Raw genomic sequence first — 16507 nt, forward strand, 5'->3', positions numbered from 1 at the left:
GGCGTGCCTCGGCCCGGCCTCGGCTCAGTCGCGGCGCAGCAGGTACGTGACGAAGCCCAGGGTGCCCCGGTAGCCGTGCAGCCACTCCGTGCGGTGCCGGTCCGCGGCCTCGCGGGCGGCCGCCGCGTCCGGGTGGTCCGGGTGGTCCAGTGCCCAGGCCGACAGCGACCCCGTCCAGGAGAACTCGTAGTCGTCCCACTCCTGCAGGCTGCTGACGTACCCGTACACCGGCGTCCAGCCGTCGGCCATCACCCGGTCGGTGGTGGTCGCCAGATCGGCGTAGTCGTCCCGGGCCGCGCCCAGGCCGTCCAGCACTGCCTGGGCGGGCTCGCGCTCCCAGAAACCCTCGCCGACCAGCACCAGACCGCCGGGGGCCAGCAACTCGCGGGCGGCCGCCAGGGTCGGCAGCAGGCCGCCGAAGGCGTGCGTCGCGCCGACGTTCAGCACCAGGTCGAAGGGCTCCTTGGCCTTGAACTCGCGGGCGTCCAGGTGGTGCAGGCCGATCCGCCGCTCCACCCCGAGCGCCGTGGCCGTCTCCCGGGCCCGGGTCAGCGCCGCCGCGTCCAGGTCGACGCCGACCGCCTGCCAGTGCGGCCGCGCCGCCAACGCGCGGACCAGCCAGGCACCCTCGCCGCAGCCGAGGTCCAGGGCCCGGCCGGTCTCGGTGCGCCCGGTCGCCCTGGCCAGCAGCCGGGCCACCGACTCGTCGGTGATCGGCGCGGCGATCGGGTGGTGGGCGTGGGCGAGGCGGGAGATCATCTGACGGTCCATTCGAACAGTGTGGCCCACTCGGGCTCAGTACGTCCGGCCTTTCCAGGCGGCCCCGCGCCCGCGCCAGTGCTGTACCGCCGAGTCCACCGTCATCAGCAGGTAGAGCAACGCGGTGAAGGGCAGCAGCAGCGCGGCCGGCGCCGGCCGGCGGTAGTAGCGCAGCATCGGCACGAACGTCCCCGCCATCAGCGCCCACGCCGCCCCGCCGGCCGCCGCCACCGCCCAGTGCGCGGTGACCACCCCCGTGACGGCCGCCACCGGCGGCACCAGGTACACCAGCGCCAGGCCGGCCACCGTCCCGACCAGCAGCAGCGGGGAGTGCCGCAGCTGCGCGTACGCGCTGCGCGAGACCATCCGCCAGAGCTGGGCCAGCCGCGGGTACGGGCGGACGCTGTCCACCTGCTCCGCCAGGCCCAGCCAGGTCCGGCCGCCCGCCGCCTTCACCGCGCGGGCCAGCGACACGTCGTCGATCACCGCCCCCCGGATCGCCGCCACCCCGCCCACCCGCTCCAGGGCCTCCCGCCGCACCAGCGAGCAGCCGCCCGCCGCCGCGGCCGTCCGGGCCCCGGGCCGGTTGCTGCGGCGGAACGGGTACAGCTGGGCGAAGAAGTAGACGAACGCGGGCACGATCAACCGCTCCCACCCCGTCTCCACCCGGAGCCGGGCCATCTGCGACACCAGGTCCAGCCGGCCGGTCTCGGCGGCGGCCACCAGCTCGGCCAGCGAGTCCGGTCCGTGCGCGATGTCCGCATCGGTGAGCAGCAGGTACTCGGCGTCCGGACCGGCCAGCTCCACCCCGTGCCGCAGCGCCCACAGCTTTCCCGTCCAGCCGGCGGGCAGCGGGGGAGGGGTGGTCACGGTCAGCTCCAGCCCGCCGGGCGTGGCGAGTGAACGCGCCAGCGTTCCGGTCCCGTCCGAGCTGTGGTCGTCCACCAGCACCACCCGGGCCCGGCCCGGATACTTCTGCGCCAGCAGGCCGGGCAGGCTGAGCGGCAGCACCTCCGCCTCGTCCCGGGCCGGCACCACCACCACGACCTGCGGCCAACGGGCGGGCGGACGGCGCGGCGGAAGCCGCACGTCGGTACGCCAGAACAACCCGTGGCAGCACGCGAGCCAGAGCCAGACCAGCAGGGAGAGCACGGCGATCCACAGCAGGACGGTCACTCGGGCAGTCTGCCGCACCCGGGGCCCGCAGCGGGGCATCGACTAAAGTCTTGCCCTGTGAAGATCGCACTGATGGACTCGGGAATCGGCCTGCTGGCCGCGGCTGCCGCCCTGCGGAGGCTCCGCCCCGACGCCGACCTGGTGCTCTCCTCCAACCCCGCCTCGATGCCCTGGGGCCCGCGGACACCCGAGGAGGTCACCGCGCTCGCCCTCGGCTGCGCGCGGGCGGCCGCCGCCCTCGGGCCGGACGCCCTGGTGATCGCCTGCAACACCGCCTCCGTCCACGCGCTCGCCACCCTGCGCGCCGAACTGGAGCCCGCGCTGCCCGTCATCGGCACCGTCCCGGCCATCAAGCCGGCCGCCGCGCTCGGCGGCCCGGTCGCCATCTGGGCCACCCCGGCCACCACGGGCAGTGCCTACCAGCGCGGCCTCATCCGTGACTTCGCCGGGACGGCCGCCGTCACCGAGGTCGCCTGCCCTGGCCTGGCGGACGCCGTCGAACACGGCGACGACGCCGCCATCGACGCGGCCATCGCCGACGCGGCCGCCCGCACGCCGGCGGGCACGGCGGCCATCGTGCTCGGCTGCACCCACTACGAACTGGTGGCCGACCGCATCCGCGCCGCGGTCGCTCCCGTCGCGGCGCCGGACCTCATCCTGCACGGCTCCGCCGACGCCGTCGCCGCCCAGGCACTCCGCCGCATCGCCGACCCGGCCCGCACCGGCAACGGCACGCTGACCGTCCTCCACGCCGGCGCCCCCGCCGCGCTGCCCCCGGCCGCGCTCCTCTACCCGCAGGGCCACAGCCTCGCCGCCACGACCCCGGCGGTCTGACGGTCGGGGCTCCCGTTTCGCTGCTGCCGGCGGCGCCCCTCCCGCCTTCCGGCCGCTTTGGCAGCCTGCGGTCGGCTCCCCGCCTCTCCGGGCCTTCCCATCCGACCAGTCGGCCGACCCGTGTGCCCTCGATGGCCCGGGCCCGGGACCGAGGCTGCGGGGTGTCCTCCGGTAGCCTTCCGCGCACCCCGAGCCTCGGAGGAGGCTTCGAGCCGCTTGAGAAGTCGGACGGGCCGGCTTCTGGTGCGCGGGTGTCGCCGGGCGTGGCCACACTTTGCAAACAGTTGTCGCCGCGCTGGTGCAGCGCGCGCGGGCCGCTGCCGCCGCCGCTGCGCAGGAAGTCGGGTGGGCCGACTTCCTGCGCAAGCGATCCGCTTAGCCCTTCGCCGTCAGGCCACGGCCTGGCCGCGCCAGCGGCGGTAGGCGGGTTCGAGGCCGGAGAGGATGGTGTCGAACCGGCGGGTGCTGGTGGTCGAGTCGACCTGGAGGCGGCTGATCTGGAGGGGGTGGTTGGGGAGGCGGGGGCCGAGGCGGTGGTCGGAGAGGAAGCCGAGGCGGTAGCCCAGCTCCTGCAGGACGCTTTCCGCGCGCGGGTCGTGGCCGCCGTCGGGGTAGGCGAAGGCGGCCGGTGGTTCGCCGAGCCAGCGGGTGAGGGCCTCGTGGGCGCCGGTGATCTCGGCACGGACGGTGGCGTCGTCGCAGCGGCCGAGACAGGGGTGCCCCTGGGTGTGGTTGCCGATCGCCACTCCGCCCTCGCGCAGGGCGAGCAGGTCGGCGGGGGTGAGCTGTTCCTGCCGGGGAGGGCGACGGTCGGCGCTGACCCGCAGCTCCTGGAGGCTGCGCCGCCGGTCAGGGTCGGCCATGGCCTTGAGCCGGGGGAGCAGCTGCGAGGGGTGTCCGCAGTCGAGTGAGCGGGCGCGTCCCCCGTGCCGGGCGAGGAAGTCGGCCTCGTGCCACCAGAACGGTTTCTCGGTGCCGATCAGCTCGGAGATGACGAACGCGGCGGCCGGGATTCCCCGGTCGTTGAGGGCGGGCAGGGCGTGGGTGAGGACGCTGCGGTCGGCGTCGTCGAAGGTGACGAGGACGCTGCGGGCCGGCAGGGGCCGCCGTTCGGTGACGGCTCGCTGGACGGCGGAGAGCGAGACGGGTGTGGCGAGTCTTCGCAGGCGGTCGAGCTGGGCGCCGAAGGATCGTGGGTCGGTGACGCCGTGGTACGCGAGCACGGCGAGCCGCTGCGCGGCCCGGGCCCGGAACAGCGGCTGGACGGGGGCGAAGCGCAGCCAGTCACCGCGCCCGGCGGCCGACTGGTGTGCCGCTGCTACCGGACGGACGACGGGTTGCCGGGCGGCCGGCTGCCCGGCGGCCGCCTGCGACAGCGGGTGCACGTTCACGCCCGGAAGGGCGCGGACCACGGAGCTGCTCCGGGGCCTGGAGATCGATGTCGTGGACTGGGACTGCGGCACGGTTCCCCCTCGGTCGCCGGTGCGGCGTGGCGGTACCGCCGGAGGACGGAGCCCGGCCTCCGACTCCAGGGCACGGCGGCTCCGCCCCCTGGGTTTTTCCGGTCCTCGGCGGGGACTCCCAACCCGCACCGCGGACGGCTCCTGGATCGCTCAATGTAGTGGAGACCCCTACACGCCGTAGATGGTTGTACCGGACGGGCGAGGATTTTTCGCGGGTCCGAAACAAACCCCCCAGGGGGTGCGCCGGAGTGTCGCCGAGGCCATTTCGGTTGCGCAGAGTGCCGGGAATACCACTCCTTGCGGGCTGCCTCCCGGGCGGCCTCGCGGTACCTTGGGCTCATGGCAGATGCGGAACGTGATCACTTCCACCTGCACGGTGCGACCCGGATGGCCCGAGCATGGAGTGGCGGTGCGCTGGTCACCCACCAGATCCCGCTGGCGATGGTCGGCCTGGCCTGTCTGGCGATCGGGATCGTGGTCGCGGTGGTCGTTCCGGACAGTGACGGTCCGGCGTGGGCGATGGCGGTGGCCGGCTGTCTTGCGGCCGGGGTGCTCCTGCTCGGCAGGATCGCGTTCGCCCTGCTGAGGTACCGGCGCGGCGCGACCCTCTGAGGCAGCGACCGGCGCGACCCGCTGAGACAGCGACCGGCGCGACCCGCTGGGACGGCGACCGGCGCGACCCGCTGGGACGGCGACCGGCGCGACCCGCTGGGACGGCGACCGGCCGGGATCGCAGCCCCATCGGCGGGCGGGCGGGCGGACCGGGCCGGGCCGGGCCGGGCGCGGCCGGGAGGCCGGAAAGCCAGGATGTCGACTGAACGGCTGATCGATTCCAACCGGTCAGATCGGCCGGTTTTCAGCCCATGCGCCAACTCCTTCTCGCTTCTTTCACAATTCCGGGTCATCAGCCCCACAGTTCCCCCTACTGTGATTTCACCCGGTCGCCAACTGCGCCGGATGAAAGGCCACTTGGCGGCGCCGGGGAGGGCGCCGCCAAGGGCGAAAAAAGGCGGAGGGGGATCGATGAGCGGCACAGCCGGGCCCGCGGCGTCCGGGGCGGCGGCCGCTGCGTCCGGGGGCATCCGCGCGCAGGTGAAACGTCAGCTGGCCCGTGCGGTCGGCGGCAGGCCGGGCGAAGGTGCCACCGTCCTGATCTATCACCGCGTCGGCGGCGGCAGCCCGGACGAACTGGACGTCGCCACCTCGGACTTCACCGCCCAGGCGGACCTGCTCGCCGAACTCCCGCCCGGCCGGGTGGTCCCGCTGGACGAGGCCGTGGACCGGATCGAGGCCGGCCGCCGCACCCCCAGTACGGTGCTCACCTTCGACGACGGCTTCGCGGACGTCTACGAGAACGCCTGGCCGCTGCTGCGCGAGCGCGGCCTCCCGTTCACGGTCTACCTCGCCAGCGGCCACGTCGGCGGCGAGATGCGCTGGGAGGGCTCGACCGCGAAGGCCTCGGGCGCCCCGGGGCTCAGTTGGGAGCAGCTGCGCGAGATGTCCGCCTCCGGCCTGTGCACGGTCGCCAACCACACCCGGAGCCACGCGCGGCCCGAGCTGCTCACCACCGCCGAACTGGACGCCTGCAACGACGACGTCGAGCAGCACCTCGGGGCCCGCCCCCGGCACTACGCCTACACCTGGGGCGTTCCCGTCCCGCACATGGAGCCGGCGCTGCATGCCCGGTTCCGGACCGCCGCCACCGGTGAGGTCGGGCGCAACACCCCTGGCGGGAACCCGGTCCGGCTGTGCCGGGTGCCGGTCCGCCGCACCGACCCGATCGACTTCTTCCGCGCGAAGCTCTACGGCCGGCTGACACCCGAGCGGGCCTACGCCCGGATCGTCGCGACCGCGAAGGCGGTGGGTGCGCGTGCCTGAGTCCACCGCCCCGCTACCCGAGCCCACCGCTCCCGAGCCAGGTGCCTCCGAGTCCGGCGCTCCAGGGCTCGTCGGCGCCGAGCCCACCGCTTCCGGCCGCCCCGCAGCGCCGCGGCCCGCCGCGCCCCGTCCGCGCGCACCACGGCCCATCGCACCTAGGCCCACCACGCCGCGCCCCACCGCGCCCGACCCCACCGCATCCGGGCCGCGCGCGCTGATGCCCCGGCTGCGCGGCCCCGGCGGCCGCCCGCTGCGCGTCGCCCACCTCACCACCGTCGACATGAGCCTCCACCTCCTCCTGGCCACCGAGCTCAAGGTGGACCTGGAGGCCGGCTTCGAGACCTACGGCATCAGCGCGCCCGGCCCGTACGTGCCCGCCCTGGAGGCGATCGGCGTCCGGCACGAGCCGCTGCACGCGCTCACCCGGGCCTGGCAGCCCCGCGCCGACGCCGCGGCCGCCCGCGAGCTGCTCGCCGTGCTGAACCGGCTCCGTCCGGACGTGCTGCACACCCACAACCCCAAGACCGGCGTGCTCGGCCGCGTGCTGGGACGGCTCGCCCGGGTGCCCGTGGTGGTGAACACCTGCCACGGTCTCTGGGCGCAGGCCCACGACCCCTTCGCCAAGCGGGCGTTCGTGCTCGGCGCCGAAGCCTTCGCGGGCCGCTTCTCGCACGCCGAGCTGTACCAGAACGGCGAGGACCGCCGCACCCTGTCCCGTGCCGTGCCGGCCCGCCGTTCGCGCGTGGTCGGCAACGGCGTGGACCTGACCCGCTTCGCCACCGACCCGGGCGACCGGGCTCGCGCCCGCGCCCGGTTCCGTGCCGAACTCGGCGTCGGGCCGGACGAGCTGCTGGTCGGCGGGGTCGGCCGGCGGGTGGCCGAGAAGGGCATCCGCGAGTACGCGGAGGCGGCCCGGGCGCTGGCGGGAAAGGCCCGCTTCGTCTGGATCGGCCCGGACGACCCGGAGAAGCCGGACGCCCACGGCGCCGAGTCCGGCGTCGAGTTCCCCGGCCCGCGCAGCGACATGCCGGCGGTGTACGCGGCCCTCGACGTCTTCGTGCTCCCCTCCTACCGCGAGGGGTTCTCGCGCTCCGCCATGGAGGCCGCCGCCGGCGGCCTCCCGATGGTGCTCAGCGACATCCGCGGCTGCCGCGAGATCGGCACCCACGACGAGCACCTGCTCCTCGCCCCGCCCGGGGACGCTCCGGCCCTCACCACTGCGCTGGACCGGCTTCTCACCGAGCCCGGCCTGCGCGACCGGCTCGGCGCCGCAGCCCGGCGCCGTGCCGCGGCGCACTTCGACCAGCGCGCCGTCGCCAGGGTCTCGCTGGAGACCTACGCGGCCGTCGCCCGCGCCAAGGCCCTGCCCTGGACGGTCGGCTGAGCCCGCGCACACCACCACACCGCATCAGGGGGAAGGACCGTCATGAAGCGAGGGGGGACCTCGCGGTCACCGTCCTGGCCGGGATCGTCGCGATTCCGCTCGGCCTGGTGATCGCCCTGCTGATCCGCTGCACGACGGGCGGACCGGTGTTCTTCCGTCAGACCAGGACCGGGTGGCGAGGCCAGGAGTTCGAGATCCTCAAGTTCCGCACCATGCGGGACAGACGCTTTCCGGAGGACCCGGACGCGCCCCGTATCACCTGGCTCGGCGAGATGCTCCGCAAGACCAGCCTCGACGAGCTGCCGCAGCTCTGGAACGTCGTCCGCGGCGAGATGGGCGTGATCGGGCCCCGGCCCACGCTGCCCGAGCAGGTCGTCCACTACTCCCGCCGCCAGCGGGGCCGGCTCGACGTCCGGCCCGGCCTCACCGGCTGGGCACAGGTCAGGGGCCGGCTGGCCGGAACGGATCAGCTGGACCTCTGGTACGTCCAGCACCGCTCGCTGCTGCTGGACCTGCGCATCCTCGCCCTCACCGTCGGGGTGCTGCTGAACCCCAGCGGCATCACCGCCGCCGACGGGGTCAACCCCGGATTCCCGGCGCCCACCGAGCCCACCGAGCCCACCGAGAGGCCCGAGACGCCCGCGGCGCCCGCCGAGACGCCTGCCTCGTTCGCACCTGTCACCCCTGTCACCCCTGTCACCCCTGTCCCCCCGGCCGCCCCGGTCGCGTATGCCGCGCCGATGACCGCACCGGCGCCGATGACCGCACCCGCGGCGGTCGCCCCGTTCCCGACCAAGACCATCAGCCTGTCCCGGCAGGCCACCGGCCCCCGGCTGGCGCAGCCCGTCCGCACCGTCGTCGAGGAGGCGTCCTGAACCCGGAAGCCGGGGCGGGGAGCGGGCAGGATGACGTCATGACTGCCACGGCCGCCACCAGCGGGCAAACCCACGAGCCCCACCAGGCCCATGAGCCCCATGAGCCCCACCAGGCCTGCCAGGACTACCAGGCTTACCAGCCCCACCAGGCCCAGCCGGAACTCTGGATCGCCGGCGCCGGAGGTGTCGGCCGCGAGGCGCTGGGCACCGCGCTCGCGGCCGGCGTCCCGGTGGCGGGCTTCCTGGACGATCGGCAGCACGGCGCCACCGTCCGCGGCCTGCCCGTCCGCAGGCCCGCCGACATCCCGCCCGGCGCCCGCTACCTGGTGGGCATCGCCGACCCGGCCGTCCGGCAGCGGCTCGCCGACGTGCTGGACGCCCGGGGGGCGGCGCCCGCCACCCTGGTCCACCCCAAGGCGCTGATCGCCTCGGACACCGTGCTGGAGCCGGGCTGTCTGGTCATGGGGGGCGCGTACGTGTCCAGCAGCGTGCGCCTTGGCGCGCACAGCCAGGTCCACTACAACGCGACCGTCGGCCACGACACCGTCTTCGGCGAGCGGGTGACGGTCTACCCGGGCGGCAACGTGTCCGGGGCGGTGCTGCTGGCGGACGACACCACCGTCGGCAGCAACGCCGTCGTCCTCCAGGGCCGCAAGATCGGCGCGGGTGCCTTCGTCGGCGCGGCCGCCGTGGTGACCAGGGACGTCCCGCCCGGCGAGGTGGTGGTCGGCTCGCCCGCCCGTCCGCTCCGGGCGGCCCGCCCCTGACACCAGGTCCCGGCCGCGGACGCCAGGCCCCGGCTCGCCGGCGGCGGACACTCCGCCTCGCGGACGCCAGGCTCCCGTCCCCGGCTTACGGTCCCCGGCTCCGCTTCCTGACGCCGGATAGGGTGCGAGGCATGGCCATTCCCACCTTCCTCGCCGACCTCCGCGCCCTCGTCGGCACCCGCAAGCTCTGGCTGAGTGCCGCCGCCGCCGTCGTCTTCGACGACCGGGGCCGGGTGCTGCTCGCCCAGCGGGCCGACGACGGCCGCTGGGCGCTGCCCGGCGGCATCCTCGAACCGGGGGAGCAGCCCGCCGACGGGGTGGTGCGCGAGTGCCTGGAGGAGACCGGCGTCGAGGTCGTCCCCGAGGTGCTCGCCGCCGTGCGCGTCACGGGCGACGTCACCTACCCCAACGGCGATGTGACGCAGTACCTGGTGCTCGTCTTCCGCTGCCGCCCGGTCGGCGGCGAGGCCCGGGTGAACGACGACGAGTCGCTCGCCGTCGGCTGGTTCGACCTGGACGACCTGCCGCCGATGATCGACCAGGAGCACGAGTGCCTGCGCCAGGCCCGGGACTCCCAGGGGGCGACCCTCTTCGAGTGGGACGGCAAGGAGCGCCCGTGACCGGCGACCCGGCCGCAGAAGCCGCACGGCCGGCAGAACCCGGACGACCCGCCCCGCCCGGACTGACCGAAGTCCCGCTGTCCGACGGGCCGGTGGAGTTCCGAGGCGCGCTGCACCTGGAGCGCACCGCGGTCGGCCTGCGCCCCTGGCGGCTGCCCGCCTGGACGGCCGCGCAGGCCCCGGGCGACTCGCTGCGCCGCGTGGCGATGATGCCGTCCGGCGTGCGGCTGGCCTTCCGGACGGCGGCGACGGTGCTCGAACTCGCCCTGCACGCGCCGCCGGAGTCCCCGTACCCGGGCGCCGTCGAGCTGATGCTGGACGGTGTCCGGGTCGGCCGGGCCGCGCTGCCGGCGGCGGGCGGCCCGGCCAACCTGCGGTTCGACCCGGGGGCCACGGACGGCGGGCGCGAGGTGGAGCTGTGGCTCCCGCAGTGGACCTCCGTCGAGCTGGTCGCGCTGCGCGCGGACGCCCCGGTCCACCCGCCCCGGCCGACCGGGCGGCTCCGCTGGCTGCACCACGGCAGTTCGATCAGCCAGGCCCCGGAGGCGGACTCGGCCGCCGACGTCTGGCCGTGGATCGCCGCCGGGCGGGCCGGCGTCGACCTGCTCAACCTCTCGCTGGCCGGCAACGCCCATCTGGACCCGTTCACCGCCCGCACCGTCCGGGACCAGCCGGCCGACCTGATCAGCCTCAAGATCGGGATCAACGTCATCACGGCGGCGTCGTTCCGCCGGCGCACCTTCGTCCCGGCCGTGCACGGCTTCCTGGACACCGTCCGCGAGGGGCACCCGGACACCCCGCTGCTGGTCGTCTCCCCGCTGTTCTGCCCGCCGTTCGAACGGACTCCGGGGCCGGCGGGGTACGAGGCGACGGCGGACGGGCGCCGGTTCACGGCGCTCGGCGACCCCGCCGACACCGCTGCGGGTGCGCTCACCCTGGAGGTGGTCCGCGCCGAGCTGGCCGCGATCACCGCCGCCCGGGCGGCCACCGACCCGCACCTGCACCACCTGGACGGGCTCGCGCTCCTGGGCCCGGAGGACGCCGACGGACTGGGCGACCTGCTGCACCCGAACCCGGCCGGGCACCGGCGGATCGGCGAGCGGTTCGCCGCACTCGCCTTCGGCCCGGGCGGGCCCTTCGCTGCCGCCGCCGCGGCCACGCCCTGAAGGGGTGCCTCGGAGCACGGCCGCCGTGCTCCGTGGCCACCGTCCTCCGAGCACGGCCGCCGTGCTCCGAGGGATGCCTCAGAGTGTCCGGAACCACTCCGCCGTGCGCTCCAGCCCCTCGCGCAGCGGCACCGGCCGGATGTCCGGAAAGAGCGCACGCAGCCGGGAGTTGTCGGCCTGGGAGTCCCGGACGTCGCCGGGCCGGGGCTCGGTGTGGGCGACCTCGACGGGGTGGCCGAGCACCGACTCCAGCTCGCCGACCAGCTCCAGCAGCGAGGTGCGGGTGCCGAAGGCGAGGTTGACCGGGTCGGCGTGCACCACCCGTCGGACCACCGCCTCGGCGATCACCTGGGTGACGGTACCGACGTAGGTGAAGTCCCGGCTCTGGCCGCCGTCCCCGTGCACGGTCAGCGGACGCCCGGCCAGTGCCGCGTCCAGGAAGGCGGGCACCACCGCGGCGTAGGCGTGACCGGCCGGCTGGAGCGGGCCGAAGACGTTGAAGAACCGCAGCGGCAGCACGCCGAGCCCGTAGCAGTGGTGGTAGGCCGCCAGGTAGGCCTCGGTGGCCAGCTTGCTCACGGCGTACGGGCTCATCGGCGCGGTGCGCATGGTCTCCCGCTTGGGCAGTTCGCGGTTGGCGCCGTAGACCGAGGACGAGGAGGCGGCGGCCACGTACAGACCGCCGGCCCGGCGGGCCGCTTCCAGGACCTCCAGGGTGCCGGTGGCGTTGGCGTGGTGGCTGGCCAGCGGGTCGGCCACCGAGCGCGGGACGGAGGGCAGCGCGGCCAGGTGTACCACCGCGTCGGCGCCCGTGAACGCCTCGTCCAGCAGGGCGGGTTCGAGGATGCTGCCCTCCAGGAGGACGGCGCCGGTGCCCGCGAGGTTGGCCTTGCTGCCCGTGGACAGGTTGTCCACCACCCGGACCTGGTCCACCTCGGCGCGGGTCAGCAGGGCCCGGACCAGGTTGGCTCCGATGAATCCGGCCCCGCCGGTGACGACCACGCGCATGGCTGAGGTTTCCCCTCCGACCGCCCGGCCCGCCCGGCCGGTCCTGCCCGATGGTAGCCGGGTGGTCACCCGCCGTGGGGTGGAACGCCGAGAAGCACCCTGCGGGGAAAGGGCGGTGACGTGGGCTCAGTCCTTGTGCTGGCGGTACGCCTCCTCGGCGGCGTCCAGCACCGCGGCGAGGTCGCCGCCCGCGGTGGCGGTGGCGACGGCCGCGACCGCGCCCTCCACGAACGGGGCGTCGGCGAAGCGGACCGGGAACGGCAGGCCGTGCTCGTCGGCGTCGGCGAGCAGCGCGCGGACGGTCGACACCGCGCCGCCCAGGTCGGCGAGGATCACCACGCCGTGGCCCTGGTCGACCCGGCGGGTGGCAGCGGCCACCAGGACGGCACTGATGCCGGGGCCGGAGACCAGGTCGCCCCCGGTCCCGGCGACCGGGGCGGGGGCGTCGGAGCCGGCGAGTGCGAGCGCCAGGGCCCGGACGGCTGCGGCAAGCTCCTGGCTGTGCGAGACCAGCACGATTCCGACCCGCCCGTGTGTGGGCGGCCGGCCGGGTGTCGGACGTGGCAGCGGGGTGCGCGAGGGCGGTGTGCGGGGCGCCGGGGGGTGGGCCGAGGGGGCTTCGGAGATGGGGATGACATCGGCGCGGGTGCCGTCCCGGCGGCTCATCGGCTGCTCCTGTGGGCGCGGGGTGGGGGATGCGGGGTGCGGGTGGTGTCTCTTCGGTGCGGGCTCGCGGTACGGGGCGGGGGTACGGGGTGGCGGTGCGGGCTCGCGGTACGGGGTGGGGGTACGGGGTGGCGGCGCGGGCTCGTGGTGCGGGCTCGCGGTTGGGGCTTCCCTCACTCTGGCAGCTCCCGTGCCGCCCGCCCGCGCGGGACACGCTCCGCGGGGCTCGCGCCGGGGGGTGGGCGTGCAGCACACGGGTGATGCCCGGGGCGGGGGCCGGGCCTCCGCCCCGGTCGGGGGAGTCCTCGGCAACCCGCTGACCGGCGCGGCGGCGGTGGCTAGGCTGGCCCCGGAAGACCGTCGGGAGGAGACCAGTAGTGGCAGCCAACATCGGGACTGACGTGGAATCGGCCGCAGGGGTGGCCGGGGTGGGTGGAGTGCCGGCGCCCGGCGCGGCACCGGAGCTCGCACCGAACGGGAAGCCGAAGGTCGACTTCAGCGGGGCCACCTGGCTGTGCAGCAGCCAGGGCGTCGGGGACGTCCAGATCGCCTTCGTCGACGGGTACATCGGTATGCGGGACGGTCGCCAGGAGGACGGCCCGGTCCTGGTCTTCACGCCGGGGGAGTGGCGGGCCTTCGTGCTCGGCGCCCGGGACGGGGAGTTCGACCTCACCTGAGGTCCCGCGCCAGGACCTGTCCGGGGCCTCGCCCGAGGCCCGAGGCCCGAGGCCCGAGTCGTCAGCCGAGTCCCCGGACCTCTCCCGAGACCCGGGCCTCTCCCAGGGCCGCATGCGGGCCTGTTCCCGGGTTCTCGCGCGTGCCCGTTCCCAAGGCCTCGCCTTGGCCGGTTCCCGAGGGCGCCGGACACCGGATACCGGACGGGCCCCGGTCAGGGGCCCGCCCCGGCGCACGCTCGTGCATCGGGGGTGCATCGGTCCGATCTCGTTTGAGCGTACCCCGTCATTATTTCTGTTGACTGTTAGACAAACGCAGCTCAGAGTATGAGCACAGGCAGACGCCGTGCCCACCGCCCCCACGCGGCCAGACACGGCGCCTGCTGTGCAGCCCGGCAGTGCTGCCAGGCCTGCCTCCCAGTCATCCCCTGCGCACCGGGGGTGCGTCGGCCGTTCCCGACCCCACGAGGGGGCCGGCAGTCGCCGGGAGGCTGGCACCGACGCCGAGAGCGACTCGGAGTCGGTACCGGGTGCTCGGGACCCGCACGCCCCCACGCGGCGGCGTCCCGAGCAGATCCGCGGGAGCGACGGGCCGGGGCCCCGCGGACCTTGCTTGTGTGGCATGGAACTGTTGGCTTGTGTGTTGTGCTCGCTGTGCTGTGCGGTGTGCGACGACGAAGCTGGGTGCTCGGCGGATCGGCACGACGATGTGCACAGTGAGGGATACGCGTGTAGGGCCGCGTTGCGACATGCCGTCCCCCCGGAGGGTGAAACCCAGAACGGCCGTCGTGCTGAACCGAACGTAGCCCGGACGGTTGCTCAGAGTCAACATTGGTCTCTGAGCGTGGATCTCCGTCCGGTGCCCCACCCACCCCGTGAGAGCGGTGTGCCGGGCACGTACGATGTTCCCATGTCTTTTCTCCGCCGTCGCTCCGGACAGCCCGCCGGCCCGGACTTCGACGTGCTCGCGATGGACCCGGGCGACTGGCCCGGCGACTTCGGTGCGGCCATGATGACCGGTCCGGACGGCTCCTGCCAGGGGATTTTCCTGCGCTACGACCTGTTCGGCGGTAGAGGCCCGGCGATGTTCATCGGCAATCTCCCCGAGGGCTCGCCGGCCCGCGACACCGGGGACGACGTGCCCTTCGAGGTCCGGCAGCTGCTCGCGGCACTGGAGAACGAGGAACCGGTCGAGTTCGTCTCGGCCGAGGACTTCCCGGTGATGCTCGGGGACGACCTGCTGATCGTGAAGAAGGTCAAGGTCAGCGAGGGTCGGGTGTTCTGCTCCCAGTTCGGGCGCAGCGACGGCGTCCAGGTCACCATCGCCTCCTGGGACCGACCGATTTCGGACGACCTCTACCAGCTGCTCAAGCCGCTCCCGGCGGACATGTTCCAGCAGGGCTGACCGGCGCCGCCCCCCGGCGTCCGTTTTGCTCCCTGGTGCCCGCTTCGCTCCCTCGTGTCCACTTCCGTGTCCACTTCGCCTGCGGTACCCGCTTCGGCCCGTCCTGCCGGCTGTCGTTCCCGGCCGGATTCCCGATCGGGTGGGGCCGGGGACGTTGGGGACCTCGGAGGCGCCGGGAATCGGGGGGACGGGCGGGAGCGGCGGGGCCGTCCCGCGCCCCGGGCGCTGCTTGACGGTTTCGATCACCGCTTCGTACAGTCGCGAACATGTCGTGCCGTCTCCCGCTGCTGACCCGCCGCAGCTATCTGGACCTGCGGCGCACCGCCAGCGCGGCGTGTCCGGGCCACTGAGGGGGACTCGTCCCCGAGGCGGCGGGCGGCCGGCCGAGCGGTCGGCGCCGATCCGGGGGCGGGCTTTCCGCTGACCTCCGGTGCCGCCAACCCGGTACCGCGCGCCCGTCCGGCGTGCCGCCCGCAGTTGCCGAGCCCACGCTGCCGCCCGGAGGCACCAGCACCATGACCAGTACCGCGACCGCCGTCGCCGCCGACCAGTCGCCCGTCGCCACCGCCCTTGCCGGGCTGCCCCGGGTCGTCGACCTGCTGGCCGCCCGGGCCGAGGAGCACGACCGCGACGCCACGTTCCCGTACCAGGGCATCGAGGCGGTGCACGAGGCCGGACTGCTCACCCTCACCGTCGCCCAGCGGTACGGCGGGCCGGGCGGCACGCTCGCCGACACCGTCCGGGTGCTTGCCCAACTCGGGCGCGGAGACGCCTCGGTGGCCGTGGTCACCGCGTTCACCCTGCTCCGGCACGCCGAACAGGCCCGGGTCGCGAGCTGGCCGACGGCCGGCTACCGGCGGCTGCTCACGGAGTCCCGGCGCGGGCCCGCGCTGGTCAGCACCCTGCATGCGGAGCCCGGCGGCCAGGGCGGCGCTCACGGGGGTGCGGTTCCGGCCACGGTGGCCCGGTGGGACGGCGACGGGTGGCTGCTCTCCGGCCGGAAGACGTACTGCGCCGGCGCCGAGGCGCTGACCTGGATGGCGATCACCGCACGGACCGACGAGCCGGTGCCGCGGGTCGGGACCTTCCTGGTCCGTGGTGAGAGCGAGGGCGTCGAGGTCGACCCGACCTGGGACCAACTCGGCCTGCGGGCCAGTGCCAGCCACGACGTGGTGCTGGACTCCGTCCGGGTGCCGGCCGAGCTCGCCCTCGGGCTCGCGGTGCCGAATTCCGCCGCCGGAACGGCCCCTTCGGGAACCGGAACCGGCCCTTCGGGAACCGCCTCCGCGGTGGCCGGAACCACCCTTTCGGGAAGCGGAGTTGTCGGTTCCACCGTGTCGGCCGCCGAACTCACCCGGGCCTGGCACGACCTGGCCCTCTCCGCGATCGCGCTCGGGGTGGCCCGCTCCGCCGAGGACTGGCTGGTGCGCTTCCTGCACCAGCGCACGCCGGCCAACCTGACGGAGCCGCTCGGCAGCCTGCCCCGGTACCGCTGCGCGCTCGGCGAGATCGAGGCCCAGCTGATCGGCGCGGAGGAGTTGGTCAACGGCCTTGCCCCGCGCGTCGACAGGGGCGAGCCGGACGCCGTCGCCCGGACCGGGCCCGCCCATCTGCTGGTCACCCGGGCCGCGACGGCCGCCGTCCAGCAGGCCGTCGCGCTCACCGGTAACCCCGGCCTCAGCCGGCGCCACCCGCTCGAACGCTACCTGCGCGACGTGCTCAGCAGCCGGGTGCACTTCGCCCCGGACGAGGCCGTCCTGGACACCGTCGGCCGGGCGGCCCTCGACCGCGGGGCCCGGCCCTGAGGACCGGGCCCCGTCAGCAGGCCTGAC

At 75.0% G+C, this 16507-nt stretch carries 16 protein-coding genes; 11 read left to right on the top strand and 5 right to left on the bottom strand.

Annotation, left to right across the window (positions count from 1 at the left end; translation table 11 throughout):
- Window positions 1-24: 24 nt before the first annotated feature.
- Window positions 25-771: a cyclopropane-fatty-acyl-phospholipid synthase family protein gene (locus tag J5Y04_RS33565; RefSeq protein WP_209416193.1), complete on the bottom strand. Its 747-nt coding sequence runs from the start codon at window positions 769-771 to the stop codon at window positions 25-27.
- Window positions 772-795: 24 nt separating this feature from the next.
- Window positions 796-1974, bottom strand: a complete 1179-nt coding sequence (locus J5Y04_RS33570; RefSeq protein WP_209416194.1) for a glycosyltransferase — start codon at window positions 1972-1974, stop codon at window positions 796-798.
- A gap of 18 nt (window positions 1975-1992) precedes the next feature.
- On the opposite strand from J5Y04_RS33570, the gene J5Y04_RS33575 reads away from it, so the two are divergent.
- Window positions 1993-2769, top strand: a complete 777-nt coding sequence (locus tag J5Y04_RS33575; protein ID WP_209416203.1) for a glutamate racemase — start codon at window positions 1993-1995, stop codon at window positions 2767-2769.
- Window positions 2770-3158: 389 nt separating this feature from the next.
- On the opposite strand, the gene J5Y04_RS33580 is transcribed toward J5Y04_RS33575, so the two are convergent.
- Complete coding sequence (locus tag J5Y04_RS33580) at window positions 3159-4181, bottom strand: polysaccharide deacetylase family protein (RefSeq protein ID WP_307853429.1); 1023 nt, start codon at window positions 4179-4181, stop codon at window positions 3159-3161.
- Window positions 4182-4571: 390 nt separating this feature from the next.
- On the opposite strand from J5Y04_RS33580, the gene J5Y04_RS33585 reads away from it, so the two are divergent.
- The 7 genes from J5Y04_RS33585 to J5Y04_RS33615 all read left to right on the top strand — a co-directional run bounded on the left by J5Y04_RS33585 (window position 4572) and on the right by J5Y04_RS33615 (window position 10922).
- Entirely contained in the window at window positions 4572-4844 is a 273-nt protein-coding gene (locus J5Y04_RS33585; protein ID WP_148641533.1) for a hypothetical protein, read from the top strand.
- 411 nt (window positions 4845-5255) lie between these two features.
- Complete coding sequence (locus tag J5Y04_RS33590) at window positions 5256-6110, top strand: polysaccharide deacetylase family protein (RefSeq protein WP_209416210.1); 855 nt, start codon at window positions 5256-5258, stop codon at window positions 6108-6110.
- Complete coding sequence (locus J5Y04_RS33595) at window positions 6103-7494, top strand: glycosyltransferase (protein WP_307853430.1); 1392 nt, start codon at window positions 6103-6105, stop codon at window positions 7492-7494. Before J5Y04_RS33590 ends, J5Y04_RS33595 begins: the two co-directional genes overlap by 8 nt.
- A gap of 107 nt (window positions 7495-7601) precedes the next feature.
- The gene (locus tag J5Y04_RS33600) at window positions 7602-8369 is read left to right on the top strand and encodes a sugar transferase (protein ID WP_374106167.1); all 768 of its coding nucleotides are present in this window, start codon (window positions 7602-7604) and stop codon (window positions 8367-8369) included.
- Between the two features lie 38 nt (window positions 8370-8407).
- Window positions 8408-9136 carry a NeuD/PglB/VioB family sugar acetyltransferase gene (locus J5Y04_RS33605; RefSeq protein ID WP_209416215.1) on the top strand — a complete coding sequence of 243 codons (729 nt, stop codon included), beginning with the start codon at window positions 8408-8410 and terminating at the stop codon, window positions 9134-9136.
- Window positions 9137-9267: 131 nt separating this feature from the next.
- Complete coding sequence (locus J5Y04_RS33610; RefSeq protein WP_148641530.1) at window positions 9268-9756, top strand: NUDIX domain-containing protein; 489 nt, start codon at window positions 9268-9270, stop codon at window positions 9754-9756.
- On the top strand, window positions 9753-10922 hold the full coding sequence (locus J5Y04_RS33615) for a GDSL-type esterase/lipase family protein (protein WP_307853431.1): 1170 nt from the start codon (window positions 9753-9755) through the stop codon (window positions 10920-10922). The genes J5Y04_RS33610 and J5Y04_RS33615 overlap by 4 nt, the downstream gene beginning before the upstream one ends.
- 78 nt (window positions 10923-11000) lie before the next feature.
- Here the strand turns inward: J5Y04_RS33615 and J5Y04_RS33620 are convergent, their stop codons facing one another.
- Together J5Y04_RS33620 and J5Y04_RS33625 are read right to left on the bottom strand one after the other, a co-directional pair.
- Window positions 11001-11930 (bottom strand): NAD-dependent epimerase/dehydratase family protein, encoded by a 930-nt coding sequence (locus tag J5Y04_RS33620; RefSeq protein ID WP_209416223.1) that lies wholly within the window; start codon window positions 11928-11930, stop codon window positions 11001-11003.
- A 126-nt stretch (window positions 11931-12056) separates the two neighbouring features.
- The gene (locus tag J5Y04_RS33625; RefSeq protein ID WP_209416225.1) at window positions 12057-12596 is read right to left on the bottom strand and encodes a PTS-dependent dihydroxyacetone kinase phosphotransferase subunit DhaM; all 540 of its coding nucleotides are present in this window, start codon (window positions 12594-12596) and stop codon (window positions 12057-12059) included.
- Between the two features lie 437 nt (window positions 12597-13033).
- Between J5Y04_RS33625 and J5Y04_RS33630 the strand changes: the two genes are divergently transcribed.
- The 3 genes from J5Y04_RS33630 to J5Y04_RS33640 all read left to right on the top strand — a co-directional run bounded on the left by J5Y04_RS33630 (window position 13034) and on the right by J5Y04_RS33640 (window position 16480).
- Window positions 13034-13273, top strand: coding sequence for a DUF397 domain-containing protein (locus J5Y04_RS33630; RefSeq protein WP_148642235.1), 240 nt, complete (start codon window positions 13034-13036; stop codon window positions 13271-13273).
- A gap of 907 nt (window positions 13274-14180) precedes the next feature.
- Window positions 14181-14675: a hypothetical protein gene (locus tag J5Y04_RS33635; RefSeq protein WP_148641527.1), complete on the top strand. Its 495-nt coding sequence runs from the start codon at window positions 14181-14183 to the stop codon at window positions 14673-14675.
- Window positions 14676-15190: 515 nt separating this feature from the next.
- A complete protein-coding gene (locus J5Y04_RS33640; protein ID WP_209416227.1) occupies window positions 15191-16480 on the top strand; it encodes an acyl-CoA dehydrogenase family protein in 1290 nt (429 codons plus the stop codon).
- Window positions 16481-16507: the final 27 nt, after the last annotated feature.

Source organism: Kitasatospora sp. RG8 (assembly GCF_017813315.1).
Lineage (GTDB): Bacteria > Actinomycetota > Actinomycetes > Streptomycetales > Streptomycetaceae > Kitasatospora.

Excerpts from the sequence above, each read along its gene's own strand:
- J5Y04_RS33635 (WP_148641527.1), top strand. The coding sequence starts at position 14,181 with ATGTCTTTTCTCCGCCGTCGCTCCGGACAGCCCGCCGGCCCGGACTTC.
- J5Y04_RS33625 (WP_209416225.1), bottom strand. The coding sequence starts at position 12,596 with ATGAGCCGCCGGGACGGCACCCGCGCCGATGTCATCCCCATCTCCGAA.
- J5Y04_RS33640 (WP_209416227.1), top strand. The coding sequence starts at position 15,191 with ATGACCAGTACCGCGACCGCCGTCGCCGCCGACCAGTCGCCCGTCGCC.
- J5Y04_RS33565 (WP_209416193.1), bottom strand. The coding sequence starts at position 771 with ATGGACCGTCAGATGATCTCCCGCCTCGCCCACGCCCACCACCCGATC.
- J5Y04_RS33620 (WP_209416223.1), bottom strand. The coding sequence starts at position 11,930 with ATGCGCGTGGTCGTCACCGGCGGGGCCGGATTCATCGGAGCCAACCTG.
- J5Y04_RS33610 (WP_148641530.1), top strand. The coding sequence starts at position 9,268 with ATGGCCATTCCCACCTTCCTCGCCGACCTCCGCGCCCTCGTCGGCACC.
- J5Y04_RS33570 (WP_209416194.1), bottom strand. The coding sequence starts at position 1,974 with ATGCCCCGCTGCGGGCCCCGGGTGCGGCAGACTGCCCGAGTGACCGTC.
- J5Y04_RS33585 (WP_148641533.1), top strand. The coding sequence starts at position 4,572 with ATGGCAGATGCGGAACGTGATCACTTCCACCTGCACGGTGCGACCCGG.
- J5Y04_RS33590 (WP_209416210.1), top strand. The coding sequence starts at position 5,256 with ATGAGCGGCACAGCCGGGCCCGCGGCGTCCGGGGCGGCGGCCGCTGCG.
- J5Y04_RS33605 (WP_209416215.1), top strand. The coding sequence starts at position 8,408 with ATGACTGCCACGGCCGCCACCAGCGGGCAAACCCACGAGCCCCACCAG.